21 protein-coding genes and 2 tRNA genes are annotated in these 25,822 nt (G+C 56.1%); 7 read left to right on the plus strand and 16 right to left on the minus strand.

Going from position 1 to position 25,822, the window contains the following annotated elements; translation table 11 throughout:
* Positions 1-24: 24 nt before the first annotated feature.
* The 6 genes from odhB to sdhC form a co-directional block, all read right to left on the minus strand.
* A complete protein-coding gene (gene odhB / locus WA411_RS12215) occupies positions 25-1,254 on the minus strand; it encodes a 2-oxoglutarate dehydrogenase complex dihydrolipoyllysine-residue succinyltransferase (RefSeq protein WP_064228099.1) in 1,230 nt (409 codons plus the stop codon).
* Positions 1,255-1,279: 25 nt separating this feature from the next.
* A complete protein-coding gene (locus WA411_RS12220; protein WP_064228098.1) occupies positions 1,280-4,117 on the minus strand; it encodes a 2-oxoglutarate dehydrogenase E1 component in 2,838 nt (945 codons plus the stop codon).
* Positions 4,118-4,429: 312 nt separating this feature from the next.
* Positions 4,430-5,134 (minus strand): succinate dehydrogenase iron-sulfur subunit, encoded by a 705-nt coding sequence (locus WA411_RS12225; protein WP_064228097.1) that lies wholly within the window; start codon positions 5,132-5,134, stop codon positions 4,430-4,432.
* A gap of 14 nt (positions 5,135-5,148) precedes the next feature.
* Positions 5,149-6,921 (minus strand): succinate dehydrogenase flavoprotein subunit, encoded by a 1,773-nt coding sequence (sdhA, locus tag WA411_RS12230; protein ID WP_064228096.1) that lies wholly within the window; start codon positions 6,919-6,921, stop codon positions 5,149-5,151.
* 3 nt (positions 6,922-6,924) lie between these two features.
* Positions 6,925-7,269: a succinate dehydrogenase, hydrophobic membrane anchor protein gene (gene sdhD / locus WA411_RS12235; protein WP_064228095.1), complete on the minus strand. Its 345-nt coding sequence runs from the start codon at positions 7,267-7,269 to the stop codon at positions 6,925-6,927.
* Positions 7,263-7,637 (minus strand): succinate dehydrogenase, cytochrome b556 subunit, encoded by a 375-nt coding sequence (gene sdhC, locus WA411_RS12240; RefSeq protein WP_064228094.1) that lies wholly within the window; start codon positions 7,635-7,637, stop codon positions 7,263-7,265. The genes sdhD and sdhC overlap by 7 nt, the downstream gene beginning before the upstream one ends.
* Positions 7,638-8,114: 477 nt before the next feature.
* On the opposite strand from sdhC, the gene gltA reads away from it, so the two are divergent.
* On the plus strand, positions 8,115-9,389 hold the full coding sequence (gene gltA / locus WA411_RS12245) for a citrate synthase (protein WP_069185007.1): 1,275 nt from the start codon (positions 8,115-8,117) through the stop codon (positions 9,387-9,389).
* Between the two features lie 116 nt (positions 9,390-9,505).
* Complete coding sequence (locus WA411_RS12250) at positions 9,506-10,378, plus strand: NAD(P)-dependent oxidoreductase (RefSeq protein ID WP_291907498.1); 873 nt, start codon at positions 9,506-9,508, stop codon at positions 10,376-10,378.
* 55 nt (positions 10,379-10,433) lie between these two features.
* Here WA411_RS12250 and topA read toward each other — a convergent pair whose 3' ends face one another.
* The 3 genes from topA to fadB all read right to left on the minus strand — a co-directional run bounded on the left by topA (position 10,434) and on the right by fadB (position 16,705).
* The gene (gene topA / locus WA411_RS12255; protein WP_136632038.1) at positions 10,434-13,076 is read right to left on the minus strand and encodes a type I DNA topoisomerase; all 2,643 of its coding nucleotides are present in this window, start codon (positions 13,074-13,076) and stop codon (positions 10,434-10,436) included.
* Positions 13,077-13,348: 272 nt separating this feature from the next.
* Complete coding sequence (fadA, locus tag WA411_RS12260; RefSeq protein ID WP_069185005.1) at positions 13,349-14,524, minus strand: acetyl-CoA C-acyltransferase FadA; 1,176 nt, start codon at positions 14,522-14,524, stop codon at positions 13,349-13,351.
* Between the two features lie 33 nt (positions 14,525-14,557).
* Positions 14,558-16,705, minus strand: coding sequence for a fatty acid oxidation complex subunit alpha FadB (gene fadB, locus WA411_RS12265; protein ID WP_153634638.1), 2,148 nt, complete (start codon positions 16,703-16,705; stop codon positions 14,558-14,560).
* Between the two features lie 435 nt (positions 16,706-17,140).
* Between fadB and WA411_RS12270 the strand changes: the two genes are divergently transcribed.
* Both WA411_RS12270 and WA411_RS12275 read left to right on the plus strand, forming a co-directional pair.
* The gene (locus tag WA411_RS12270) at positions 17,141-17,959 is read left to right on the plus strand and encodes a hypothetical protein (RefSeq protein WP_069185003.1); all 819 of its coding nucleotides are present in this window, start codon (positions 17,141-17,143) and stop codon (positions 17,957-17,959) included.
* 154 nt (positions 17,960-18,113) lie between these two features.
* Positions 18,114-18,545, plus strand: a complete 432-nt coding sequence (locus tag WA411_RS12275; RefSeq protein WP_069185002.1) for a universal stress protein — start codon at positions 18,114-18,116, stop codon at positions 18,543-18,545.
* A gap of 59 nt (positions 18,546-18,604) precedes the next feature.
* On the opposite strand, the gene WA411_RS12280 is transcribed toward WA411_RS12275, so the two are convergent.
* From WA411_RS12280 to WA411_RS12305, 6 genes are all read right to left on the minus strand, one after another.
* Complete coding sequence (locus WA411_RS12280; protein ID WP_136632041.1) at positions 18,605-19,273, minus strand: DUF6901 family protein; 669 nt, start codon at positions 19,271-19,273, stop codon at positions 18,605-18,607.
* Positions 19,270-21,222, minus strand: a complete 1,953-nt coding sequence (locus WA411_RS12285; protein ID WP_291907502.1) for an ATP-binding cassette domain-containing protein — start codon at positions 21,220-21,222, stop codon at positions 19,270-19,272. Before WA411_RS12285 ends, WA411_RS12280 begins: the two co-directional genes overlap by 4 nt.
* Positions 21,223-21,230: 8 nt before the next feature.
* Positions 21,231-22,025, minus strand: a complete 795-nt coding sequence (locus WA411_RS12290; protein ID WP_291907504.1) for an MOSC domain-containing protein — start codon at positions 22,023-22,025, stop codon at positions 21,231-21,233.
* A 136-nt stretch (positions 22,026-22,161) separates the two neighbouring features.
* Positions 22,162-22,237, minus strand: a tRNA-Gly gene (locus WA411_RS12295).
* 58 nt (positions 22,238-22,295) lie between these two features.
* Entirely contained in the window at positions 22,296-23,012 is a 717-nt protein-coding gene (locus tag WA411_RS12300; protein ID WP_291907506.1) for a murein L,D-transpeptidase catalytic domain family protein, read from the minus strand.
* A 146-nt stretch (positions 23,013-23,158) separates the two neighbouring features.
* Positions 23,159-23,761, minus strand: a complete 603-nt coding sequence (locus WA411_RS12305) for a DUF924 family protein (RefSeq protein WP_069184998.1) — start codon at positions 23,759-23,761, stop codon at positions 23,159-23,161.
* Between the two features lie 132 nt (positions 23,762-23,893).
* Between WA411_RS12305 and WA411_RS12310 the strand changes: the two genes are divergently transcribed.
* The 3 genes from WA411_RS12310 (at position 23,894) to WA411_RS12320 (ending at position 25,412) form a co-directional block, all read left to right on the plus strand.
* A complete protein-coding gene (locus WA411_RS12310) occupies positions 23,894-24,268 on the plus strand; it encodes a sirohydrochlorin chelatase (RefSeq protein ID WP_291907508.1) in 375 nt (124 codons plus the stop codon).
* A gap of 50 nt (positions 24,269-24,318) precedes the next feature.
* Positions 24,319-25,236, plus strand: a complete 918-nt coding sequence (locus tag WA411_RS12315; protein WP_291907510.1) for a TIGR01777 family oxidoreductase — start codon at positions 24,319-24,321, stop codon at positions 25,234-25,236.
* A gap of 100 nt (positions 25,237-25,336) precedes the next feature.
* Positions 25,337-25,412, plus strand: a tRNA-Glu gene (locus WA411_RS12320).
* 50 nt (positions 25,413-25,462) lie between these two features.
* Here WA411_RS12320 and ccoM read toward each other — a convergent pair.
* The gene (gene ccoM, locus WA411_RS19085) at positions 25,463-25,615 is read right to left on the minus strand and encodes a cytochrome c oxidase subunit CcoM (RefSeq protein WP_167352726.1); all 153 of its coding nucleotides are present in this window, start codon (positions 25,613-25,615) and stop codon (positions 25,463-25,465) included.
* Between the last annotated feature and the right edge of the window lie 207 nt (positions 25,616-25,822).

The raw sequence follows: 25,822 nt of genomic DNA on the forward strand, positions 1-25,822 counted from the left end.
TTTTCCGATACGTTTAAAGTCGACTCAGACGTCCAGCAGAATACGTGCCGGGTCTTCAAGCATTTCCTTGATGGCAACGAGGAACTGCACCGCTTCCTTGCCATCAATCATTCGGTGGTCGTAAGAAAGCGCCAGGTACATCATCGGCAGAATTTCCACCTTGCCGTTCACGGCCATCGGACGCTCCTGAATCTTGTGCATGCCCAGGATTGCAGTCTGTGGCGGGTTCAGGATCGGTGTGGAAATCAGCGAGCCGAAGATGCCGCCGTTGGTAATCGTAAAGGTACCACCGGTCATGTCTTCAATGGCCAGCTTGCCCTCTTTCGCCTTGGTGCCGTATTCAACGATCTTCTTCTCGATGTCGGCCAGGCCCATGGCGTCGGAATCGCGGAGTACCGGAACGACCAGACCACGATCCGTGGATACGGCCACGCCGATATCCTGGTAACCGTGGTAAACCATGTCGTTACCATCAATGGACGCGTTCACCGCGGGGAACCGCTTCAGGGCTTCGGTGGCCGCCTTGGTGAAGAAGGACATGAAACCAAGCTTGATACCATGACGCTTTACAAAGCTCTCCTGGTACTGCTTGCGCAGTTCCATGATCGGCGCCATGTTCACCTCGTTGAAGGTGGTCAGCATGGCTGCGCTCTGCTGCGCGTTGACCAGACGCTTGGCGATGCTCGCACGCAGGCGGGTCATCGGCACGCGCTTCTCTGGACGTTCGCCCTGGCTGACGTTCACTTCCGGCATACCCGCCGCAGGCTGGGGCGCGGAAGCACCACCGGAGGACTTGGCGCTGTCCACGTGGTTCTGAACGTCTTCCTTGGTTACACGGCCATCTTTGCCGGTACCCTGGATGCTGTTCGGATCAACGTTGTTTTCCTCGGCCAGCTTACGCGCTGCCGGGCTCAGAATCGCTTCGCCGGAAGCGGCTTCACTCTTGGCCTCTTCTTTCGGAGCCTCTTCCTTGGCCTCTTCTTTCTTGCCCTCGGCAGGCTTGGCCTCGCCCTTGGCACCTTCCTTGAACTTGCCGACTACCTCACCACTTTCAACGGTATCGCCTTCGTTCTTGATGATTTCTTCGATCACGCCGTCAGCAGGCGCAACCACCTCAAGAACGACCTTGTCGGTCTCGATATCGACAATCAGCTCGTCACGGGAGCAGGCTTCACCCGGCTGTTTGTGCCAGGTCGCGACAGTACCTTCCGCGACCGACTCCGGGAAAACGGGGGCTTTAATCTCAGTTGACATTACAGATCCTTAGTTCGGTAGCTCGTCAAATTTCAAACGCGTCGTTAACCAGTTTCTTCTGCTCTTCAATGTGGACCGACATATGGCCACAGGCAGGAGCAGCCGAAGCGTCACGACCGGCATACTGAAGGTACAGCTTGGGATTCAGGCGGTGCAGCGCATTACGCATGTGATGCTGGCTGCAATACCAGGCACCCTGGTTCATCGGCTCTTCCTGACACCAGACAACGTGCTTGAGCTTGGTGTACTCGCTCAGGAGCTCGTCAAGGTCGTCTCCGGGGAAAGGATACAGCTGTTCGATCCGGACAATGGCGACGTCTTCACGCTCGTCCGACTTCTTCTTCTCGAGCAGATCAAAATAGACCTTGCCGGAACACAGGATCAGACGGGTGACTTTCTTCGGATCGGACGGCTCTTTCTCAGGCAGCACGGTCTTGAAGGTACCGGTGGTCAGATCGTCAAGATCGGACGTCGCTTCCTTGTGCCGCAGCAGACTCTTGGGCGTGATGGCAACCAGAGGCTTGCGCAGCGGGCGCTTCACCTGGCGACGCAGCATATGGAATACCTGCGACGGCGTGGTCGGCACGCAGACCTGGATATTATGTTCGGCGCTCAGCTGCAGGAAACGCTCGAGGCGTGCAGAGCTATGCTCCGGCCCCTGCCCTTCGTAGCCATGAGGCAGCAGCAGGGTCAGGCCACAGAGGCGCCCCCACTTGTGCTCACCACTGGTCAGGAACTGATCGATCACGACCTGGGCACCGTTGGCGAAGTCGCCAAACTGTGCTTCCCAGACCACAAGGCCATCAGGCGCCGTGGTCGCATAACCGTACTCGAACGCCATAACGGCTTCTTCCGAGAGCAGCGAGTCGTAAATTTCGAATTTCGGCTGGTCTTCCGACAATTGCTCAAGGGCAATATGAGTCGAGCCGTCTTTCTGGTTGTGCAGAACCGCGTGGCGATGCGAGAAGGTGCCGCGGCCAACATCCTGGCCGGTAATGCGGATCGGATGCCCTTCGTTGAGCAACGTCGCATAGGCCATGACTTCACCGTAGCCCCAGTTGATCGGCAGGGCGCCGGCGGTCATTTTCTCGCGGTCGGACACAATCTTGGAGACCTGGCGCTGGATACTGAAACCTTCAGGGACCGAGGTCAGTTTCTTGCCCAGCTTCTGGATGGTCTTCAGCGCAACGCTGGACTTGCACTTGGCCGTCCACTCGTGGCCCAGGTACGGTGTCCAGTCTACGTAGAGCTCCTTGTTGGGCTCCTTGACCAGGGATTTGACCACGTGCTCGCCATTGTCCAGGGCGTCACGGTAGTCGTTCTCCATCTGCTTGGCTTCTTCCTCGGTGATAACACCGGCTTCCACCAGTTGGTCAACGTACAGGTTGCGAGTGGTCTTCAGCTTACGGATCTTCTCGTACATGACCGGCTGGGTTGCGGCCGGCTCATCCGCCTCGTTGTGACCACGACGACGATAGCAGACCAGATCGATCACCACGTCGTTCTTGAATTCGTTGCGGTAGTCCATGGCCATCTGGGTCACGAACATGACCGCTTCAGGGTCGTCCGCATTCACATGCAGGATTGGCGCCTGAATCATCTTGGCCACGTCGGTGCAGTACTCCGTGGACCGCGCATCTTCCTGCTTGCTGGTGGTGAAACCAACCTGGTTGTTGATAACAATATGAATGGTGCCACCAACGCCAAACCCACGGGTCTGGGACATCTGGAAGGTTTCCATCACAACGCCCTGGCCGGCAAACGCCGCGTCACCGTGCATGATGATTGGCACTACCTTGCTGCCATCCTCGTCGTTGCGACGGGTCTGGCGGGCCCGAACGGAGCCTTCAACCACCGGCGAAACGATTTCCAGGTGCGACGGGTTGAAAGCCATCGCCAGGTGCACTTCGCCACCTGGTGTCATCACGTTGGATGAGAAGCCCTGGTGGTACTTCACGTCACCTGAACCGGAATCGGCCAGTTTCTTGCCTTCAAACTCGTCGAAGAGTTCTCTCGGATTCTTGCCCAGAGTGTTGACCAGGACGTTCAGGCGACCACGGTGCGCCATACCCAGAACGATTTCCTTGGCGCCGTAGGAACCGGCACGCTGGATCAGCTCGTCCAGACAGGGAATGAGACTTTCGCCACCCTCAAGACCAAAGCGTTTCACACCCGGATAACGGGAACCCAGGTACTTTTCGAGACCTTCGGCAGCCGTCAGTCGCTCAAGGATGTGCTTACGGGTGTTGTCCTCGTATGCGGGACGTGAACGAACCGGCTCCATGCGTTGCTGGAACCAGCGCTTGATGCGGGTATCGACAACGTGCATGTATTCAGCGCCAATGCTTTCGCAGTAGGTCTGGCGCAAACCATCGACAATATCTCCGAGCTTCATGGTCTCGGAGCCGAGGTTCAGTGAGCCGGTCTGGAACTCGAGGTCACGGTCAGAGTCGGACAGTTCATGGAATTCGGGATCGAGGTCTTCAACCTTGGGACGTTGCCAAACACCGAGCGGGTCCAGCTTCGCTTCCTGATGGCCGCGGAAGCGGTAGGCGTTAATCAGCTGGAGAACGCGAATCTGTTTTTTGTCCGCATCCGACGTCGCACTGGCGGGAACGCCGCCACTGGCGAGAAAGCGCTGGTTACGGGAGATGTGTTCGAACTGTTCGCGGATGGAAGAGTGGACAATGTCACGGCCTTTGTAGCCATCGACACTGGGGAGTTTGTCGAAATAGCTGCGCCACTCTTCGGGAACGGCATTGGGGTCTGTCAGGTAGGTTTCAAAAAGCTGTTCAACATAGGCGAGATTTCCACCCTGAAGGTGGGAAGTCTGCCATAACTGCTCCATTATGCTTTCGTGCATCTTGAATAGCTCACCTTGGGCTGGTGCGGGGAGCCCGATATGGTCGGCCAGGGGTATATCTCAGTCAATACGGGTTTTTACGGGATCGACTTTGGCCACCACACCCGACATGGATGTTTTCCATTCCCCGGTGGTTTTTGTACTCAGCAAAACAGGGAGAAAACTTTATAAGTTCCCGCCACGGCTTGCGTAGTGTGCACCCGGGTAAGACTTTTGACTATAAGCCTTTGGTTGAAGGCCCCGCAAACTTGCGAGGCCTTCCGGGTACTAACCTGATCAGAACAGTATAGCGTCTGTCGCAAATCCTGCTGCTTAAGTCGCCCTTTGCAGCAGAAGATTCCGAATGTGGCCGATAGCCCTTGTGGGGTTCAGACCTTTCGGGCAGACACTGACACAGTTCATAATGCCCCGGCAGCGGAATACACTGAACGGGTCATCAAGGCCGGCAAGTCGCTCGTCCTGGGCTGTATCCCGGCTGTCCGCCAGGAAACGGTAAGCCTGAAGCAGGCCAGCAGGACCGATAAACTTGTCCGGGTTCCACCAGAACGACGGACAGGACGTGGAACAGCAGGCACAGAGAATACACTCGTACAGGCCATCCAGCTTCTGGCGGTCTTCCGGAGACTGCAGCCGCTCGATCGCGGGAGCAGGCTTGTCGTTAATCAGGTAAGGCATGACCTTTTCGTACTGCTTGTAGAAAAGACTCATATCTACAACCAGATCACGAATAACCGGCAGACCCGGCAGCGGACGCAGCACCAGCTTGTCGCCCTTCACCACCTGGGAGACCGGCGTAATACACGCCAGGCCGTTCTTGCCGTTCATGTTCATGCCATCAGAGCCACACACGCCCTCCCGGCAGGAACGACGGTAGGCCATTGAAGGATCCCGCTCCTTGATCAGGTTCAGCACATCAAGAACCATGAGATCCTTGCCTTCCGGAATATCAACATCCACGTCCTGCATGTAAGGCGCGTTGTCAGTCTCCGGGTTATAACGATAAAGGCTTACTAACATTTTCGGAGTCCCCCTTAGTAAGTCCGGACCTTCGGCTCGAACTTGTCCACCGTCTTCGGTGCAAAGTTCACATCACGCTTGCCCACACGCTTTTCCAGCGGGAAGAACATGGAGTGCTTCAGCCAGTTCTCATCATCACGCTCGGTGTAGTCGTTCCGGGCATGAGCGCCGCGACTTTCCTTCCGCTCAAAGGCGGAAACCGCTGTAGCCAGGGCAACCTCGTAGAGGTTATCCAGCTCGAGCGCTTCGATACGGGCGGTGTTGAAGGCGTTGCTGGTATCGGCCAGCTTGGTGTTGCGAACACGCTCACCAATCGCTTCCAGCTTCTTGAGACCCTCTTCCATGCTCTTGCCGTCACGGAACACGCCGAAGTACAACTGCATGCAGTTCTGCAGATCCTTGCGGACCTCTGCAACGCTCTCGCCCTCGGTTGCGTTGTTCAGGCGGTCAAGCCGCGCCATGGCACGCTTGATATCGTCCTCACTGGCACCGTCTACCTCGAAGCCGCCGCGAAGCTGCTCTTCAATGTGCAGGCCAGCTGCGCGACCAAACACCACCAGGTCCAGCAGAGAGTTACCACCCAGACGGTTGGCGCCGTGTACCGATACACACGCTGCCTCGCCACAGGCGAACAGCCCGGGGATTGGCTTGTCTTTTCCGTTTTCATCCTGGGTCAACGCCTGACCACCAACGTTGGTCGGAATGCCGCCCATCATGTAGTGACAGGTAGGCACGACCGGGATCGGCTCTTTGACAGGATCCACATGCGCAAAGGTGCGGGACAGCTCACAGATGCCCGGCAGGCGCAGGTTCAGGGTCTCTTCACCCAGATGATCCAGCTTCAGCAGAACGTGGTCCTTATCCGGACCGCAGCCACGACCTTCCAGAATCTCGATCACCATTGCCCGGGCGACAACGTCACGGCCCGCCAGGTCTTTCGCGTTCGGCGCATAGCGCTCCATGAAACGCTCACCCTCGGCGTTGATCAGGTAGCCACCCTCACCCCGACAACCTTCGGTCACCAGCGTTCCCGCTCCGTAAATGCCGGTCGGGTGGAACTGCCACATTTCCATGTCCTGCATCGGGAAACCGGCACGCAGTGCCATACCGATACCGTCGCCGGTGTTAATCAGCGCGTTGGTTGTGGAGGCGTAAATACGTCCCGCGCCACCGGTAGCAAGAACGGTCGCTTTGGATTTGATGTAGGCGACTTCGCCGGTCTCAACCTCAATGGCAACCACACCAACGACCTCATCCTTACTGTTCTTGACGAGATCTACCGCGTACCACTCGTTAAGGAAGGTGGTTCCGCCCTTGATGTTGGCCTGGTACAGAGTGTGAAGCAGGGCGTGACCGGTACGGTCAGCAGCGGCACAGGTACGTGCTGCCTGAGTCGGGTTATCAGGGCCTTTGGACTGACCACCAAACGGACGCTGATAGATACGGCCCTGCTCGGTGCGCGAGAACGGAAGACCCATGTGCTCAAGCTCGAATACCGCCTGAGGACCAACGGAACACATGTACTCGACGGCATCCTGGTCGGCAATGTAGTCCGAGCCTTTAACCGTGTCATACATGTGCCAGCGCCAGTCGTCATTCGGATCAGCACTGGCGATCGCACAGGTGATGCCACCTTGGGCAGAGACCGTATGAGACCGCGTCGGGAAAACCTTGGTGATACACGCGGTATTGACGCCGGACTCGGTCAACTGGAGCGCGGCACGCATGCCGGAACCGCCGCCGCCGATAACAATTGCGTCAAAGGACATGGTCTTGATATTAGCCATCGATTAAAGCCCCCAAAGAATCTGAATGCCCCAAACCACATAGACGAACATGGTCAGCCCACAAGCCGCCTGCACGATAAACCTGGGACCCATGGCCTTGATATAGTCGGTCGTCACCGTCCAGAGCCCCACCCAAGCGTGAGCACCGATTGAAAGCAGTGCCATCAGGGTAAAGATACGGAACCAGGTCTGGTCGAAAAGCGCACTCCAGGTTTCGTAGTTGACGTCGGAGGTCAACAGAAAGCCGAGCAGGAAAATTGTATACAAAGCAAGTACGTAGGCGGTTACCCTCTGGATCAGCCAGTCATAGACACCACTGCGACCCAGGTTCGTGACGCTGTTTACCATACCCAGACTCCTGCCAGAACGATGAGAATGACGGAAACCACAATCGTGATCTTCGAGGCGAGGCGGCCGCTCTCGAGCTCTTCACCAATGCCCATATCCATGAACAGGTGCTTGATACCCGCAACCAGGTGGTACAACAGAGCAGACAAGATGCCCCAGATAATCAGCTTGGCAAGGAAGCTGTCCAGCAGTTCATTGACACGACTGAAACCCTCTTCCCCCGACAGGGAAAGCTGAAGCCCGTAAAGCAGGAACGCAACACCAACAAAAATGATGATGCCGCTGATACGGTGCAATATGGACGTAATGGCTGGCAGCGGAAAATGAAACTTGCCGAGATCGAGATTTACTGGTCGTTTGCTATTCACAGCGCTCTCACACTCTCTCTTGGTTCCGCGGGACCGGAAAACCGGGTGCGGATGGTTGGTATGTAAGGATCGGCGTGCAGATACGAAACCGGCACACGATTGGCTCAGAAGGGAGATAACCTCACCGGCAAACCACTATTTACAGGCAGCGGGAGAAGGTTTATCCCCAATTCCGGGCTAGGGATTATAAGGAGTACCCTAACCAATTACAAACCTGCAACGTCGCTCAAGCCGCGTATTTCAGGGGGTTAAGCCAGCTATAAGGATGATTGACAAATCCTTTTCCATCCCCAATCCGTTGTTATTCGGGATATCCCTGATTTACAGCGAATGTCAAATTCTGGGTTTTCCCGACTCTTCCATTGACAAAAAAAGCCAACGCCCTATATTTTGCCGCCAGTTTTGCGATAATACGCGCCTTCTAGCGCATCCATAACTGTAGATAAAGCTTTCAAAGCTGATAAATAGGAGAGCACCATGACCGACAGGAAAGCCACGCTCTCGGTGGGGGACAAGTCCATTGAGCTACCGATTTATTCCGGCACCGTCGGCCCTGACGTTATCGACGTACGAGGCCTAGTCCAGGAAGGCGTTTTTACATACGACCCCGGATTCGTATCGACCGCAGCCTGCGAATCGGCCATAACCTACATCGACGGTGCAAATGGCGTTCTCCTGCACCGCGGCTACCCGATCGAACAGCTCGCGGAACACTCCGACTACCTTGAAGTCTGCTATCTCCTGCTTCACGGCGAACTTCCAAGCGCCGAGGAGAACCAGAAGTTCCACGAGACCATCAAAAACCACACCATGCTGCACGACCAGATGCGGAACTTCTTCCAGGGTTTCCGTCGTGATGCACACCCGATGGCCATCATGTGTGGTGTGGTCGGCGCCCTGTCCGCCTTCTACCACGGCGAGATGGACGTAGCCAGCCAGGAGCAGCGGGAAATTACCGCTCACCGCCTGATTGCAAAAATGCCGACCATTGCCGCCTGGTGTTACAAGTATGCCATTGGACAACCTTTCATTTATCCGCGTAATGACCTTTCTTACTCCGAGAACTTCCTGCAGATGATGTTTGGCGTTCCTTGCGAGGAGTACAAGCCGAACCCGATCCTGGCCAAGGCCATGGACAAGATTTTCATCCTGCACGCGGATCATGAACAGAATGCCTCAACGTCGACGGTGCGCCTGGCCGGCTCTACCGGCGCCAACCCCTACGCCTGCATTGCCTCCGGCATCGCGGCTCTGTGGGGCCCTGCCCACGGCGGCGCCAACGAAGCGGTTCTGGACATGCTGGCCGAAATCGGAGACGAATCCAACATCGAGAAATTCATCGCCAAGGCCAAGGACAAAGACGATCCGTTCCGTCTGATGGGCTTCGGACATCGGGTTTACAAGAACTTCGACCCGCGCGCCAAGGTGATGGCAGAAACCGCTCACGAGGTTCTGACCGAGCTAGGCCTGGAAAACGACCCGCTGCTGAAGATCGCCCAGCGCCTGGAAAAAATCGCGCTGGAAGACGAGTACTTCGTAAAGCGCAAGCTTTACCCGAACGTCGATTTCTACTCCGGACTCATCCTCAAGGCCATCGGAATCCCGACTTCGATGTTCACGGTTATCTTCGCCCTGTCGCGGACCATCGGCTGGTTCTCGCACTGGAACGAAATGGTCAGCGGCGACTATCGCATCGGCCGTCCGCGCCAGCTTTACACTGGCTCGGATTCCCGGGATTATCCGGCGAAATAAGCCTGATTTCTCGGGCAACGCATGGAAAGGCCGCTGATTCAGCGGCCTTTTTTATTGCGTGCCGCCCCGACCTTCTGTGCTAAGTTAACCCGACAAAAACATAAGAGGAGAAAGCAATGACTACAGCAGCGTTTATCGGCCTCGGCGTAATGGGCTATCCAATGGCCGGGCACCTGGCCAAGGCCGGGCTCAACGTCAGGGTCTGGAACCGAACCAGCGCCAAAGCCGAGCAATGGGCAAGCGAATACGGGGGAACCAGCTGCACCTCCATTGCCGAGGCCGTGAAGGGCGCGGATATAGTACTCACCTGCGTTGGTGCGGATATCGATCTTAAAGCAGTTTACGAAGGCGATGAAGGCATCCTCGCCAATGCCTCCGAAGGTGCAGTTCTGGTCGACCACACCACGGCTTCTGCCGGCATTGCCGAGTATCTTGCTAAGGCTGCCAGTAAAAACAACATGGGATTTGTGGACGCGCCTGTATCCGGCGGCCAGCAAGGCGCTGAAAACGGCAAGCTGACCATCATGTGCGGCGGCTCGGAACAGGACTATGCGAAAGCCGAGCCGGTTATGGAGCACTATGCGCGCGCACTCAACCGAATGGGCCCAGCTGGCAGTGGCCAGAAAACCAAGATGGTTAACCAGATCGCCATTGCCGGTCTTGTACAGGGCCTTTCAGAGGCGCTGCACTTTGCCGAGCAGGCTGAGCTGGATGTGGCAAAAGTGGTGGATGTGATTTCGAAAGGGGCAGCCCAGTCCTGGCAAATGGAAAACCGCTCGGCAACGATGATTGCGGGTGAATTCGAACACGGCTTCGCGGTTGACTGGATGCGTAAGGACCTGGGGATTTGCCTGGAAGAGGCACGAAAAGTGAACGCGTCTCTGCCAGTCACCGCTCTGGTGGATCAGTTCTACGCGGATGTGCAGTCCATGGGGGGCAAACGCTGGGATACATCCTCTTTAATCCAGAGACTCAGGAAGTTCCGGTAAGTCTCTGAAGCTGGGGCCGGATGAAAGCTCTCACCCGGCCCCGAATCCACAGGCACTACTTTTTCTTGTCCTGCGGCTGCCACTTTCCGTTCACATACCACGCGGACCAGCCCGTCGCCTTGCCTTCCTTCTCGGACATGACGTACTGCTCCTTGGTCTTGCGGCTGTAGCGAATCACCGTCGGATTGCCTTCAGGATCACGCTCGGGCGCATCCATCAGGTAATCATACTTCGGATCAATTTCCTTCCGGTGTGGTTTGATCTCCATCACCAGAGGTGGTCGCGTTTCCCGATTTTTCGGGAACTTGCTGGCGGCCAGAAACAACCCGGACGCCCCATCACGAAGAACGTAAGTGTCATCCACCTTCTGGCACTGAAGCTCCGGCATGGGTACCGGATCCATCTTGGGCGGAGCTGGCTCGCCATTTTTGAGCAGCTTACGGGTGTTCTTGCACTCGGCATTGGTACAACCGAAATACTTTCCAAACCGCCCCGTCTTCAGCTGCATCTCAGAGCCGCACTTGTCGCACTCCAGGGTCGGACCATCGTAGCCCTTGATGCGGAACGTGCCCTTTTCTACCTCGTAGCCAGAGCAGTCCGGATTGTTACCGCAAACATGCAGCTTGCGGGTTTCGTCCACCAGGTAACTGTCCATGGCGGTGCCACACTTGGGGCAGCGGCGCTTCTTGCGCAGCAGCCGGGTTTCGCCCTCGCCTTCCACGTCATCGTCAGCGCTGACCACTTCGTCGCCGGACACGAGATTGATGGTGGTCTTGCAACGCTCCTTCGGTGGTAATGAGTAACCGGAGCAGCCCAGGAATACACCCGTACTGGCCACACGAATCTGCATATTCCGACCGCAGCTCGGACACGGAATATCAGTCTCGGTGGGCGTGTTGGCACGCATGCCGCCGTCTTCACCACTTTCTGCCGTTTCCAGTTGCTGCTTGAAACGGCCGTAAAAATCATTCAGGACTTTCTTCCACTCGACATCCCCTTCGGCAATCTCGTCGAGCTCATCTTCCATCTTCGCGGTGAAATCGAAGTCCATCAGATTCGGGAAAGATTCTGACAGGCGCTCGGTCACAATCTCGCCCATCTTCTCGGCATAGAAGCGGCGGTTCTGCAGCCTGACATAGCCGCGATCCTGAATCGTGGAAATAATCGACGCATAGGTCGAGGGACGGCCAATGCCCTGCTTTTCTAGCTCTTTGACCAGGCTCGCCTCGGTGTACCTGGGCGCAGGCTTGGTAAAGTGCTGGCTCGGGTCGAGTTTTTTCAGGTCCAGCACTTCATCTACCTGAATATCAGGCAGGGCGATGTCTTCATCTTTCTTGGCCGCCTGGGGCGCGGCTTTCAGGAAACCGTCGAACTTGATAATCCGGCCCCGGGTGCGCAGCTCATAATCGCCGTTAGCAACGACTATCGAGGTGCTGAGGAACTCCGCATCGGACATCTGGCAGGCAATGAACTGGCGCCAGATCAGGTCGTAGAGCTTCTCCGCGTCTTTCTCCAGGCCACTGATATCCGAGGGCCGGCGACTGACTTCCGTTGGCCGGATGGCTTCGTGGGCTTCCTGGGCGCCCTCTTTACTACCGTAAACCCGGGGCTTTTCCGGCAGGTATTTATCGCCAAACTGCTTCTGAATATAGGTGCGGCAACTGTTGATCGCATCCTGACTCAGGTTGGTGGAGTCAGTACGCATATAGGTAATAAAGCCAGCTTCATATAGACGCTGGGCAAGCATCATGGTCTTTTTGACACTGAAGCCCATGCGGTTACTCGCCGCCTGCTGCAGCGTGGAGGTAATAAACGGAGCCGACGGGCGGGAACGGGTTGGTTTGTCTTCCCGCTTGGCAACCTTGAACGTACCCGCCTTGAGGCGGCTGACGTGCTCGCTGCTCTGCTGCTCGTTGACCGGGCGATAAGGCTTGTCGTCATGGCGGGTTACTTCAAAGCGGACCGGCTGATCTGCCTTGGCGGACGCGAGATCGGCGTGTAATTGCCAGAACTCCTCCGGAACAAACTTCCGGATCTCCCGTTCCCTCTCAACAATCAGCCGTACGGCGACTGACTGCACCCGACCGGCAGACAGGCCCCGGGCAATCTTGGCCCAAAGCAGGGGCGACACCATGTAGCCTACAACCCGATCCAGGAAACGTCGGGCCTGCTGAGCATTCACCCGGTTATTGTCAAGATTCCCGGGATCCTTGAAGGCTTCCTGAATGGCACGTTTGGTGATTTCGTTGAACACTACACGTCGGTATTTCTCGGGCTCGCCACCGATCGTCTGCTGAAGGTGCCAGGCGATGGCCTCCCCTTCGCGGTCCAAATCCGTTGCCAGATAGATATGGTCTGCTGATTTGGCGAGACGCTTGAGTTCGCTGACCACCTTCTCCTTGCCGGGAAGGATCTCGTAACGCGCACTCCAGTCCTGATCCGGGTCGACGCCCATCCGGGCGACCAGCTGCTCACGGGCCTTGCGCTTTTTATGCACCGCCTTTTCTTCCGGGCTCATCTTCCGGGTGAGCGCAGCCTGCTTGGCACGCTCCTTGGGATCGGTTTGGGATCCGCTGCCACTGACGGGAAGATCACGAATATGCCCGACGCTCGATTTGACGATGAAGTCAGAGCCCAGGTACTTGTTGATGGTCTTCGCTTTCGCTGGTGACTCGACAATTACGAGACTTTTACCCATATCGGAGTTCTGTATCCTTGGCGATAAATCGGTCAATTAATCAGCAAACCGTAAACTCGCTGTAAAATCAGTCGGCTAGAAAACACTCATACGCCGCCAATCTGTATAGGCTCACTGTTTTACAGGGTCAAGAATAGCAAGACAACCCATTCTTTGGTTTCAATCCTGCTTTTTTTCACATTCGGGAACCCGGTTCAGGCCGCCGATTGAAACAGAAAGGCCCGGCATTTGCCGGGCCTTCTGAAACCGCGTACTGCAACCTCCTTAACGGGTTACAGACGCTCCCAGACCGTCGCGATGCCCTGGCCCAGACCGATACACATGGTGGAAACACCAAGTTTACCGCCTTTGGCCTGCATCACATTCAGCAGGGTTGTGGAGATACGTGCACCAGAGCAGCCCAGCGGATGGCCAAGGGCAATCGCGCCGCCGTTCAGGTTCACCTTCTCTTCCATAACGCCCAGCAGCTTCAGGTCCTTGAGAACAGGAAGCGACTGTCCGGCAAAGGCCTCGTTCAGTTCCCAGAAGTCGATATCTTCAACTTTCAGGCCTGCGCGCTTGAGCGCCTTTTTGGTGGCAGGCACCGGACCATAGCCCATGATTGCGGGATCACAGCCGGCAACGGCCATGCTGCGAATCTTGGCAATCGGCTTAAGTCCCAGGGCCTCAGCCCGTTCTGCGGACATCAGTACCATGGCGGCGGCACCGTCGGTCAGCTGGGAGGAAGTCCCGGCAGTCACAGTACCGTTCTTCGGATCGAAGGCCGGCTTCAGCTGGCTCAGGGATTCAGCCGTGGTCTCCGGACGAATAGTCTCGTCCTGCTCAATCAGCACCTTGAAGCCATTCTCATCGTGACCTTCAATCGGCACGATTTCGTTCTTGAAACGGCCTTCTACGGTCGCTTCATGGGCCAAACGGTGGGAGCGAGCACCGAACTCGTCCTGCTGCTCACGGGTAATCCCGTGCATCTTGGCCAGCATTTCCGCAGTCAAGCCCATCATGTTGGACGCCTTTGCGGAGTACTTGGAGGCCGCCGGATTGTGGTCGAAGCCTTCGGTCATGGGTACGTGCCCCATGTGCTCGACACCACCCACGAAGAACACATCACCGTTACCGGTCATGATGGCCTGCGCGGCAGTATGGATCGCACTCATGGCCGAACCACACAGACGGTTCACGGTCTGAGCAGCAGACTCGTGGGGAATGCGGGTCAGCAGGGAAATCTGACGCGCCACGTTGAAGCCCTGCTCCTTGGTCTGGTTTACACAGCCCCAAATAACATCTTCAACTTCTTTCGGGTCGAGCTTCGGGTTGCGCTCAAACAGTGCTTCGATCAGATTGGCGGACAGGGTCTCTGCACGCACGTTCCGGAAACAACCGTTTTTGGCACGACCCATCGGAGTCCGCACGCAATCGACGACGACAACGTCTCTCGGATTAAGGCTCATAGATCTTTCTCCGTTCGGAAATCTCGTTCAGGGTTAGCCAAAGAACTTTTTGCCAGTCTTGGCCATTTCACGCAGCTTCTCGGTCGGGTGATAAAGAGGACCAAGGTCTGCAAACTTGTCTGCCAGTTCGACGAACTTGTCTACACCCATATCGTCGATATAGCGCAGGGCACCGCCACGGAACGGCGGGAAGCCGATACCGAAAATCAGGCCCATATCAGCATCTGCCGGATCTTCGACAATGCCGTCTTCCAGGCAGCGAACGGTTTCCAGGCACAGAGGAATCATCATACGGGCGATGATGTCTTCTTCGCTGAATTCGTTCTTACCCTGAACAACCGGCTCGAGCAGCTTGTAGGTCTCTTCGTCGACAACCTTCTTCTGCTTGCCCTTGCGGTCCAGTTCATACTTGTAGAAGCCCTTGTCGTTCTTCTGTCCGTAACGGTTGTTATCGAACATCACGTCAATGGCGGTTGTACCTTCGTGCTTCATGCGGTCCGGGAAGCCGTCTGCCATCACTTCACCGGCGTGCTTGCCGGTATCCATGCCGACAACGTCCAGCAGGTAGGCAGGGCCCATGGGCCAGCCGAACTTTTCCATAACCTTGTCAACGTGCTGGAAGTCAGCACCGTCACGTACCAGGCCGATAAAGCCGCCGAAGTACGGGAACAGAACGCGGTTAACCAGGAAGCCCGGGCAATCGTTAACAACGATCGGGGTCTTGCCCATGGCCTTGGCGTAAGCCACGGTGGTCGCGATCGCACGATCACTGGTCTTTTCGCCACGGATTACCTCAACCAGCGGCATCATGTGTACCGGGTTGAAGAAGTGCATACCGCAGAAGTTTTCCGGACGCTTCAGGTTCTTCGCCAGCAGATCGATGGAAATCGTCGAGGTGTTGGAGGTCAGGATAGTGTCCTCACGAACCGCATCTTCGGTTTCACGAAGAACCGCGTCTTTCACCTTCGGATTCTCAACCACGGCTTCTACAACCAGGTCGACATTCTTGAAGTCACCGTAGTTCAGGGTCGGCGTGATGCTGTTAAGCACGTCAGCCATCTGATCGGGCTTCATCTTGCCCTTCTCGACCCGTTTGGTCAGAAGCTTCTTGGCTTCCTTCAGGCCCAGGGCGATACCGTCCTGGTTGATGTCCTTCATGATGATCGGCGTGCCTTTCAAGGCGGACTGGAACGCAACGCCGCCACCCATGATACCGGCGCCGAGTACGGCGGCCAGGTTCACGTCATTGGCTTCTTTTTCCCAGGCCTTGGCCTTCTTCTTGAGCTCCTGATCGTTCAGGAACAGGCCAACCAGGCAAGCCGCAACGTTGGTCTTGGCCATCTTGGCGAAGCCTTTGGCCTCTACCTCGATTGCCTTGTCACGGGTCATACCGGCATGCTTCTGCATGACCTTGATGGCCTCGACCGGCGCCGGGTAATTCTTGCCAGCCTTGCCGGCCACGAATGCCTTGGAGATCTCGAATGCCATCATGCTTTCCATGGCATTAAGCTTGATCTTGCCCTTCTTCTCTTCGCGACGAGCTTCGTAATCCAGCTTGCCTTCGTTGCACTGGTTGATAATGCCAACCGCTGCATCCACAAGCTTGTCGGACTCGAGCACGGCATCCACAGCGCCGACTTTCAGTGCCGCATCTGCACGGTTCTCGGTGCCGCCACTGATCCACTCAACGGCGTTGTCTACGCCTACCAGACGGGACAGACGCACGGTACCGCCGAAGCCAGGGAAGATGCCCAGTTTCACTTCCGGAAGACCAACCTTGGCCTTCTTGTCCATCACCCGGTAGTCGGTCGCCAGACACATCTCGAAACCGCCACCCAGGGCCATACCGTTGATCGCGGTAACGGTGGGGAACGGCAGATCTTCAACGGCGTTGAAGACTTCGTTGGCCTTGAGGTTGTTGGCTACCAGATCCTCTTCCGAGCCCGCAAACAGCTCGGTGAATTCGGTAATATCGGCACCAACAATGAAGCTGTCCTTGGAGCTGGTCACTACCAGGCCCTTCAGGTTCTTCTGCGCTTTAAGTGCGTCAGTCGCGGCGCGGAGCTCTTCAATAGTAAGACGGTTGAACTTGTTCACTGACTCGCCCTGCAAGTCGAAGTTCAACTGAGCGATCCCGCCTTCGATCTCTTTAACCGTGATGGCTTTACCTTCGTAAATCATCAACTGATCTCCAGTCTGTGTTTGGAACTGCTTCCAGCCGAGCGGTGCTTTTGGTTTACCGGCGCGGCTGTTTGTGCAGCGAGATTTCGGTCACTGCCCGATCATCCGATCCAAAAATTCATACAGTCGTTTGAATCGTGAGGGCACACGATGAAAAAAAACGGCGCGTTTGTCAATTTGTTTCTTTCGGGAGGGTTGCAAAAGTCCCCAAAATGCCGGGGGCAACCGAAGAAATTGGAGCGGAATTGTTATGTTTCAGTGAACTGGAAGCCACTGCTCAGGGAAATTAGGAACTTCGTCACGCAAATTTCAAAGTTATTTACATTTACGGGCGACAACGCCGCCAAAACTGCTTGATTGGCTGACGCAGTTACTTTACCTTCGATCTACGACTTTGGTCCACAATAATAAAACCGCATTACGGAGACCCATCCGATGAAAGACGCCAACCCGCGGATACGCTCCCTCGTAGCCGTATTTATTTTCCTTGCACTGACGTCCATGGGCGCCCGCGCCCAGGATAGCGCCGACGGATTTCTCTCCGATCTTCATAATTTCCGGGTCAGCAATTACGTAGCTCTGGATGCGTACTACCGTTTCAGTGGAACCGGGGACACCGACACCCTGAACGAGATCGTACAGGGCATCAACTCGGCCAATGACTCCATGAACTCCGTTGCTGGCAGCGACTCGGGAGTACTGTCGGCCGAGGAGCTGGAGGGGCTGAATCAGGAATTCGACAAGTTCAAGAACCTGATGCGAGACAATATCAACGATGTGCGTAATCAGGGTTATCCGGATCTGCGCCTCGTCTCCGATATGGCCAACCAGGCGCTGACCATGAACGAAAAAGCCACCGAGCTTTACCGGGTGGCACAGGAGAGCTCCCAGACCGACACCAATCCGAGGGTTGAAGCGGCCCGGTCGGCTGCCGTAAAGATGGCCCAGATGATGGCCAAGTACTCGGTCAGGACCAACTCCTCGGTTGCCCAGACCTTCCAGGGTTCTTCCACCGAAACCCCGCTGGACGAGCAGGCCCGGGAGCTGGACGAATTGCTGGCTTCGGTCAAAAAGGGCGAGGGAACACAAGAACTTAAAGCAGTAATTGACGACATCTCATCCAAGTGGCAATTCATTCGCGGATCCTACATCAACTACAACGAAAACAACGTGGGTTTTGTGATCGACCGGTATTCCAAGGGCATCCTCAAGGGCCTGGCCACAACCATTGAACTTCTTCAGGGTAACGCCTGAACACCTACCCCGTTTTCTGGCAGGCGTAATTGCCTGCCAGAAAAGCAGTTTTCCGCTTCTGTTTTTGATACCCGTCAGTTTCCCGCTACACTTTCCCGACCGAATTTAAGGTACTATCCTCAGAACAATACCCCGTGTGCGAAGGAGCGAAACGATGTCTGCCTATAAAAAGATGCTTGTTGCCATTGATCTCACTGAAGAGGCGCCTCAGGTGCTGGACAAGGCAAAGGCCGTGAGCGAAGCCCATGGTGCCGAGCTGATGCTGGTCCACGTGGTTGAGCCGGTCGGGTATGCCTATGGTGGTGACATCCCGATGGACCTGACGGAACTGCAGGATCAGCTCGACAAAGCGGCGCGCGAGCAGTTGGGAACCTACGGGGATCAGTACGGCGTCGCAAAGAACAATCAGGTAGTGACGGTCGGTCGCCCGGAATCAGAAATTCACCGGCTCGCCAAGGAGCAGGAAGTGGATCTGGTGATCGTCGGCAGTCATGGGCGAAAGGGTTTCCAGCTGTTGCTGGGCTCAACCGCCAACGGGGTCCTTCATGGAACCGAATGCGATGTTCTGGCAGTTCGAATCCACTAACGGTTCGTAAATAGAAGGCCCGGGTCTTACCCCGGGCCGGCTCAATGGGACAGCGGTTATCAGGCTCCCTCCCCGCCCATCTTAGCCTCGAGTTTGCGCAGCTGGCTTTCCAACGAAAAGCTGACGCTTGAGGCCATTGAAAAGAAGTTCAGCAGCGCCTTCAGGTTGCTGTCTCCCTTGCAGACCGAGTGGATACGCTGCCACAGGGCCTGGTTAACCAGTTGCAGCCGCTGATTCCTCTCCACAAGCCCTTTCAGCTCCCAGTCCGGGGTCTGGTGATTCCGTTTCGCAAAATACTGCTGCAACAGGTAGTGGGAAACACTGCGCATGATGAATTCGTCGGTATTTGCAAACGGCAGGTGATGAACAGCCATCGGCTTGAGCTCTGACAGCACCGGACACCCGCTGGTCGCCATCTTCAATCCAAGCAGCGAACGGAGCGCCTCCTCCAGGGCAGTCTGCTTCACATAGCTGCGGCGGTCATCCGTTACCTTTACTTCAACCTTCTGATAGGCGTCCTCATCCCGGAAGGCCTCTACAACAGGCAATATCTCTGTTGCTGCCGGGCAGTGAGGAGATTCCGACGCTTTCAGCGGGCAGTTGCTACACTGGCAATGCTCCAGTTTTGTCCATGAGGGCAGCGAGCCCGAGGGCCGTGACGGTTTGTCCGTCACTTTGAATTCTACAGTACGGCCGTCCTGAAATTTGAAATCGTAGTGTACGTTCATTGGTTTGCCTGTTCTTCCAGCTCCATCCACCGCTCAATGACCTGCTCCAGACGGCTTTCCTTTTCCGTCAATGCTTCCAGAGTGGCCGAGACTTCATCCGGTGGGCCTGAATAAAAATCAGCCTGGGAAATTCTTTCCTGCAGGCCGGCGACTTCCTGCTCGAGTGCCTCAATCTGCGCTGGCAACTGTTCGAGCTCCAGTTTGAGCTTGTAGCTCAGCTTAACGGGTTTGCTTTTCTGGGGCTGCTCTCCCGCTTTTACGCCATCCGCAGCTTTCGGTGATTCGGCCTTGCCGGTATCGCCAGGGCTTTTACCGGTTTTATCCTGCTTGTCCGGCCGATTGCCGGTCGCTTCCGATGGGAAACAACCGCCCTGTCGGCGCCAATCGGTATAGCCACCGACGAACTCACGCACTTTGCCCGATCCATCGAGGAAAACCGTTTCGGTGATCACATTATCAAGAAACTCACGGTCGTGACTGATCACAATCACGGTGCCGGCAAATTCCGCCAGCTGCTCCTCCAGCAACTCCAGCGTTTCCACATCAAGATCGTTGGTGGGCTCATCAAGCACCAGGATATTGGCGGGCTTGCTGAACAGCTTCGCCAGCAGCAGCCGGGCGCGCTCCCCCCCGGAAAAGACGCTTACCGGCGATCTGGCACGTTCCGGTGTAAAGAGGAACTCCTGCAAATAGCCGAGCACATGCTTGCTCTGGCCGTTGATTTCGATGAACTCCCGACCCTCGGACAGGTTATCCAGTGCGTTCCTTGTCAGATCCAGCTCACCTCGCAACTGATCAAAGTAGGCAACCTGAAGATTGGTTCCCAGACGAATGGAACCCTCGGTTGGTTCCAAATCTCCCAACAGGAGTCGCACCAGGGTGGTCTTGCCCGTGCCATTCTCGCCAACGAGCCCAATCTTGTCCCCTCGCAGAATGGTAAGGTTCATATCTCGGATTACCGGGCTGCCACCCGGATAGGCAAAGCCCGCGTCCCTGGTTTCGACCACCAGCTTGCCGGAACGCGCCGCGTCCTCCACCGAAAAGCTCGCAGTGCCACCCCGAACCCGGCGCTGGCGGTGTTCTTCGCGCATGGCTTTCAGGGCCCGAACACGCCCCATATTACGGGTCCTGCGGGCCTTGATACCCTGCCGAATCCAGGCCTCTTCCTGCTTCAGACGCTTGTCGAATAAGGCATTCTGCCGCTCTTCTTCTTCCAGCGCCTTTTCTTTCAGATCGAGGTAGCGATCATAGGTGGCGGCAAAGCTCACCAGCTTGCCCCGGTCGAGCTCCACAATCCGAGTCGCCATACGACGGATAAACGCACGATCATGGCTGACGAACAACATGGCGCCGCGGAATTGCCCAAGAGCCTCTTCCAGCCAGGCAATGGCGGGTACATCCAGATGGTTTGTGGGCTCATCCAGCAACAGTATGTCCGGATCGGCAACCAGCGCCTTGGCCAGCAAAACCCGGCGCTGCCAACCGCCGGACAGGGTATTCAGTGTCTGGTCCGGGTCGACGCCGTACTGTCCAAGAATGGTGGTAACTTTCTGATCGAGGCGCCAGCCATCCAGTGCCTCCAGGCGCTCTTGAACCTGCATCAGCCGGTCGAGACTCGCCTCATCGGCCTGCTGGGACAGTTGATGGAATTCAGCGAGCAACTGGCCCGTTTCCGGAAAGGCGCCAGCGACCACTTCATAGGCGGTACGGGAGTCTTCCGAAGGCAGGTTCTGCGGAAGTACTGCCAGAACAGCGCCGTCGTCGAGACGCACCACGCCACCGTCGGGTACCACTTCCCCACTGACAATCTTGAGCAGCGTGGATTTTCCCTCGCCGTTGCGCCCCAGCAAACATACGCGCTCGCCGGCATCAATGACCAGGGAGGCCTGATCCAGCAACGGATGCATTCCATAAGCCAGGGATACTGAGTCCAGCGTTAACAGTGGCACGTTTGGTTCTACTCCGATTTATTGACAGTTACGGGATCACCCACCCGAATAATGCCCGGTGATTCGTGAATGGCGTTCTGGCCAAAGATGACGCCCTCCTGGGTTCTCCGATAGCCCGAGAGCGTCCTGAGTGGTTGCAGGGCAGCATCCTTCTGGCCCGTCGAGGGATCCACGGTGGTCATGACACAGCGCGAACAGGGTTTGACCACACTCAGGCGGTTGGCGCCGATGTTCAGGCTCTGCCAGCGGTCTTCCTCCCAGGCCTCAGCACCCTCAACCACTATGTTAGGACGGAACCTGCGCATCTCTACTGGTGCGTCGAGCCGGTTATTCAGCTCTGCCAGGGAGGCGGTATTGGTCACCAGAAACGGGAACCCGTCAGCGAAGCCCACCCGCCGATATTCATCAACCCGGCCCGCATCAACACGGCGAAAGGAACTGTCCGGCATAAAGACCAGGCGAACGGGCTTGCCGCAGAAGCGGCTCAGGGCGTCGTTTGCATCCGACAAACCCCTCTGGGCCTTCACCCAGTCTCGCCAGACCAGAACCCGAACCTCTTCCTCTGTGGCAGTCAGGGCAAACTCGCCCTCATCGGGAATACTAATGACCACCCGGTCATCATCCAGACGGGTTCCTACCCGGGCGAGTTCCGGATGCTCTCTCTGGGTAACAAACCGGCGATCATCATCGACGATCATCCACCGGCGATCCCCAACAGGCCCGAAACCATCGGTATTGAAACAGGAAACTTCAATGCCAGACAGGGATTTGACGGGGTACACGAACAGCGAATGGACCTTCATGACGGGCAGCCTCCCCCAAAGAATCAGGATACGCAACAGGCTGCTGAGTATACCTGACCACACACCCTGGCGCCGAGTTTGGCGGTGCCCGAAAACGAAAAAACCCGGTCCTTTTCAGAACCGGGTTTTTTGAATCTGGAGCGGGAAACGAGATTCGAACTCGCGACCCCAACCTTGGCAAGGTTGTGCTCTACCAACTGAGCTATTCCCGCAATGCTGATCGGCTGTAACCGACAACGGAGGCGTATTCTACGGATCCCGACGAAGGCGTCAACCACTTTTTTTCAGGTTTTTTCCAGCCAGCGTTTTGTTGCCGCATTTCAGGAACCCGGAACTGTGCAGCCACTCCTGGTCGGGATAGTACTTGAACACCAATTGCCCGCCCTTCAGGTTGTCTACCACCCGTTTGACGATCTGGTTATCCACGGCCGGGCACCCGTGGCTTCGCCCGATGCGGCCGTATTTGCTGACCCAGTCATCATTCACGTAGTCGGCGCCATGAATCACGATGGCACGCTGCCTGGCAAGATCATTGATCCCCGGCTCAAGACCATCGAGCCTGAGCGAGTAACCGTGTTTTCCGAAGTAGGATTCCCGGGCCTGGAAAAGGCCGATGCTGGACTGATGGCTGCCCTCTACGTTGGAGAAAGCAGTCGATTCAAAATTCCCGGAGTTCTTGCCGTGTGCAACAAGATCACGCAACAGCAACTCTTCCTTCTCCAGGTCAAAGATCCACAGCCTCTCCTGACTGGAGGGCAAGGAGAAATCGATAACCGCCAGGCGCTCGGGCATTTGAACGCCGTTGGACACAGCGCAACGGGAAGCATTGATCGCTGTCTTGAGAACCACTTTGTCTATTTTCGGCGCGACTTCACTGAGGCGATCAAGAAGTTGCTCGTCAAGCGAAGCGCCAAACGATGAAAAAGGTAGCGCAGCACACACGGCCAAAAACAGCCCTGCAGTCGAAAATCGCCGCGTTCTATGCATTACATATCCCCGATAACTTAATGGAAAGCCCAACGTTGTCTTGCGGGCCTGTCACAATTCAGTGTTGCGCATTTTATCAGGGAAAATTGCCAACCCCGTCAGAATGTACGTTTTTTATACAAAACTTTAAGGAAACTGCGATCATCTTACTGACCGAACCGTCGCCCACCTTCCAGATAATTCTGCTCCTCTGGTGTTGAGGTCCTGCCCAGGGCCTTGTTGCGGTGGGGGAAACGGCCGTACTGCTGGATTATGGCCCGATGATCCCGGGCGGACTGCAGAAAACTGCCCATGAAATCGGCAAGAATACCCTGGGTCGACCGTGCAAGCTGTTCATAACATTCCACGGACATATCCTGATCTTCCTTGAGCTCGGAATGCTGCAGGGGCATATACAGAAACGCCCTGTGGACCGGTGCGAGCATCATATCCTGCCCCTTCTGCATCGCTTGCCGGCAAAGCTTTCGGGCCTGTCGGTCCTGATCGAAGGCCATGGCACCGCCACGGAATATATTCCGGGAAAACTGATCGAGCAGAATGATCTCCGCGAGTATCCCGCCGGCCTCACTTCGCCAGTGGTCGAGACCCTGCTCGGAGGCGAAAAGCACCATCGACAGGAAACGCCGACGGATTTCCTGGTCGAACCGTCGATCCGATCGGAACCACTTGTTCCGATGGTCACTGTCCGGCAGTCCATGTTCGTCCAACTCGCCAAACCAGAAATCCAGAATCTCTTTCCAATCGAACATTCAGCGTCACCCTGTTACTTTAAATAGTGCCGGAGATATTGCCGGAGGCCGGAGATAGTACCGAGCCCCACCCGAGGCCGGCATCCCGGACTTACGACAGGCCCCGTAAAATTGACTACTTCAGGAGCGGCAATGAACAGCCCCCGCATTATTCTGTTGGCCCATGGAAGCAGTGACAAGCGCTGGTGTGAGACCTTTGAAAAGCTTGCAGCTCCAACCCTCGTCTCTGTCGACAACGCGCGCGTTGCCTACATGGAACTCGCCGAACCATCCATAGACACCGTTGTAGGAGAAGGTGTTGCGGAAGGAGCCACCGAATTTACCATCATCCCCCTGTTCCTTGCTGCTGGGCGACACTTGCGCAAGGACGTTCCCGCGATGATTGAAGACCTCGAGAAAGAGCATGGCGCAACCATCCAACTCGCGCCTCCAATCGGAGAAAATCCCCTGTTGGGACAGGCGATCCGGGATGTTGTTATGCTTCAACTGGAACAAACGCCAGCCTGAGTCGGGCTTTTGCAAACAAATGCGGCCATTGGACGACAGGAGCAACAAAAATGTCGAAAAGGATTCTGATTACCGGCGGCACCGGGTTTATAGGTCATGTTCTGTGTCGCGAATTACTGGCACGGGACTACGAGCTGACGGTTTTCAGCCGGCAACCTCCGGAAACGGTGAAGTCCAGTTGCGGTCGGGTTGAAGCAGTCAGCGACCTCCAGCAGCTTCGTTCCCACCCGGGATACGATGCCGTTATCAATCTTGCCGGTGAAGGCATCGCAGACAAGCGTTGGTCTGAGACTCGCAAGCAGGAACTGCGGGACAGCCGTATCGGTGTAACGGAAACGCTGGTTGAAGTCATCCGCAGTTGGGAGCGGGCGCCGAAGGTGTTGGTCTCGGGATCAGCCGTGGGCTTCTACGGGGATCAGGGAGCCGCGACCGTCACTGAAGACACCAGCCCAAATGATGAATTTACTCACCGCCTATGCCGCGACTGGGAAAATGCCGCCAAACCTCTCGCCGACGATGGCGTGAGGGTCTGCTTCTCAAGGACCGGAGTGGTAGCAGGCCCGGGCGGTGGTTTTCTGGAACGAATGATACTGCCCTTCAAACTTGGACTTGGCGGGCGCCTGGGAAGCGGTACACAGTACATGCCCTGGATACACCGAGATGACGTCGTCGGGGCCCTAATCTGGATGATGGAAAACCCGAACGCGTCTGGTCCATTCAATGTGGTGAGCCCTAACCCGGCAACCAACGCAGAATTCACCCGAACTCTCGGGAAGGTTTTGCATCGCCCCACCCTTTTCCCGGCTCCCGCACCGGTACTCAAGGTTGCGCTGGGAGAAATGGCGCGCCTCCTGCTCACCGGACAAAAAGCGATTCCAGAGAGGCTTACACAGGAAAAGTTTGAATTCCGGTATCCAGACCTCGAACGGGCCCTTGCTCAATCCGTCTCTCCGGGGTCATCCCGATGAGACAGAGTACGAACTTTTTTTCACAAAAGGCGTTGACACTGCTCTGAGGCTTACTTAATATACGCGCCACCTCGACGAGGCAAGGTGTTGAAAACGTTGCGTCCCCTTCGTCTAGTGGCCTAGGACTCCGCCCTTTCACGGCGGCAACAGGGGTTCGAACCCCCTAGGGGACGCCAATTTTTCTGCCTTGATGTGTCAGGGAAACAAATGTTTCCCCATGACACGGTCAGACCGGTTTATGGCCGTGCTTCCCTTCTTTTCTGTCCTGGTGTCCGTGCTCCTTCTGATCTTTCATCACGAAGATGCCCACACCAACGAAAAAGCCAACCATCAGCAGTACAGTCGCAATACCCGCGATAACAACGGCGTCCATATACATTTTGCTTCTCCTTCCGGCAATTAACTTGATTAAACTCAGGTTACGCCCGGCACGCCCGCAAGGTATTGATCCAGGTCAACGTATTTGTCAGGCTCGATGTACGCATAAATACTGAACCACAACACATTTCCTTCGATTTTTCCTGCATTTGCAAGGCATTTGAAAGAAACTGCTGCTATAGTCGGAATCAAAGGAAGTGTCCGATCT

The sequence above is a fragment of the Marinobacter sp. CH_CUG1437-1 genome (genome assembly GCF_037029655.1).
Lineage (GTDB): Bacteria > Pseudomonadota > Gammaproteobacteria > Pseudomonadales > Oleiphilaceae > Marinobacter > Marinobacter salsuginis.

Coding starts and splice junctions, on each gene's coding strand:
- odhB (WP_064228099.1), bottom strand. CDS start 1,254: ATGTCAACTGAGATTAAAGCCCCCGTTTTCCCGGAGTCGGTCGCGGAA.
- WA411_RS12220 (WP_064228098.1), bottom strand. CDS start 4,117: ATGCACGAAAGCATAATGGAGCAGTTATGGCAGACTTCCCACCTTCAG.
- WA411_RS12225 (WP_064228097.1), bottom strand. CDS start 5,134: ATGTTAGTAAGCCTTTATCGTTATAACCCGGAGACTGACAACGCGCCT.
- sdhA (WP_064228096.1), bottom strand. CDS start 6,921: ATGGCTAATATCAAGACCATGTCCTTTGACGCAATTGTTATCGGCGGC.
- sdhD (WP_064228095.1), bottom strand. CDS start 7,269: ATGGTAAACAGCGTCACGAACCTGGGTCGCAGTGGTGTCTATGACTGG.
- gltA (WP_069185007.1), top strand. CDS start 8,115: ATGACCGACAGGAAAGCCACGCTCTCGGTGGGGGACAAGTCCATTGAG.
- WA411_RS12250 (WP_291907498.1), top strand. CDS start 9,506: ATGACTACAGCAGCGTTTATCGGCCTCGGCGTAATGGGCTATCCAATG.
- topA (WP_136632038.1), bottom strand. CDS start 13,076: ATGGGTAAAAGTCTCGTAATTGTCGAGTCACCAGCGAAAGCGAAGACC.
- fadA (WP_069185005.1), bottom strand. CDS start 14,524: ATGAGCCTTAATCCGAGAGACGTTGTCGTCGTCGATTGCGTGCGGACT.
- fadB (WP_153634638.1), bottom strand. CDS start 16,705: ATGATTTACGAAGGTAAAGCCATCACGGTTAAAGAGATCGAAGGCGGG.
- WA411_RS12270 (WP_069185003.1), top strand. CDS start 17,141: ATGAAAGACGCCAACCCGCGGATACGCTCCCTCGTAGCCGTATTTATT.
- WA411_RS12275 (WP_069185002.1), top strand. CDS start 18,114: ATGTCTGCCTATAAAAAGATGCTTGTTGCCATTGATCTCACTGAAGAG.
- WA411_RS12280 (WP_136632041.1), bottom strand. CDS start 19,273: ATGAACGTACACTACGATTTCAAATTTCAGGACGGCCGTACTGTAGAA.
- WA411_RS12290 (WP_291907504.1), bottom strand. CDS start 22,025: ATGAAGGTCCATTCGCTGTTCGTGTACCCCGTCAAATCCCTGTCTGGC.
- WA411_RS12300 (WP_291907506.1), bottom strand. CDS start 23,012: ATGCATAGAACGCGGCGATTTTCGACTGCAGGGCTGTTTTTGGCCGTG.
- WA411_RS12305 (WP_069184998.1), bottom strand. CDS start 23,761: ATGTTCGATTGGAAAGAGATTCTGGATTTCTGGTTTGGCGAGTTGGAC.
- WA411_RS12310 (WP_291907508.1), top strand. CDS start 23,894: ATGAACAGCCCCCGCATTATTCTGTTGGCCCATGGAAGCAGTGACAAG.
- WA411_RS12315 (WP_291907510.1), top strand. CDS start 24,319: ATGTCGAAAAGGATTCTGATTACCGGCGGCACCGGGTTTATAGGTCAT.
- ccoM (WP_167352726.1), bottom strand. CDS start 25,615: ATGTATATGGACGCCGTTGTTATCGCGGGTATTGCGACTGTACTGCTG.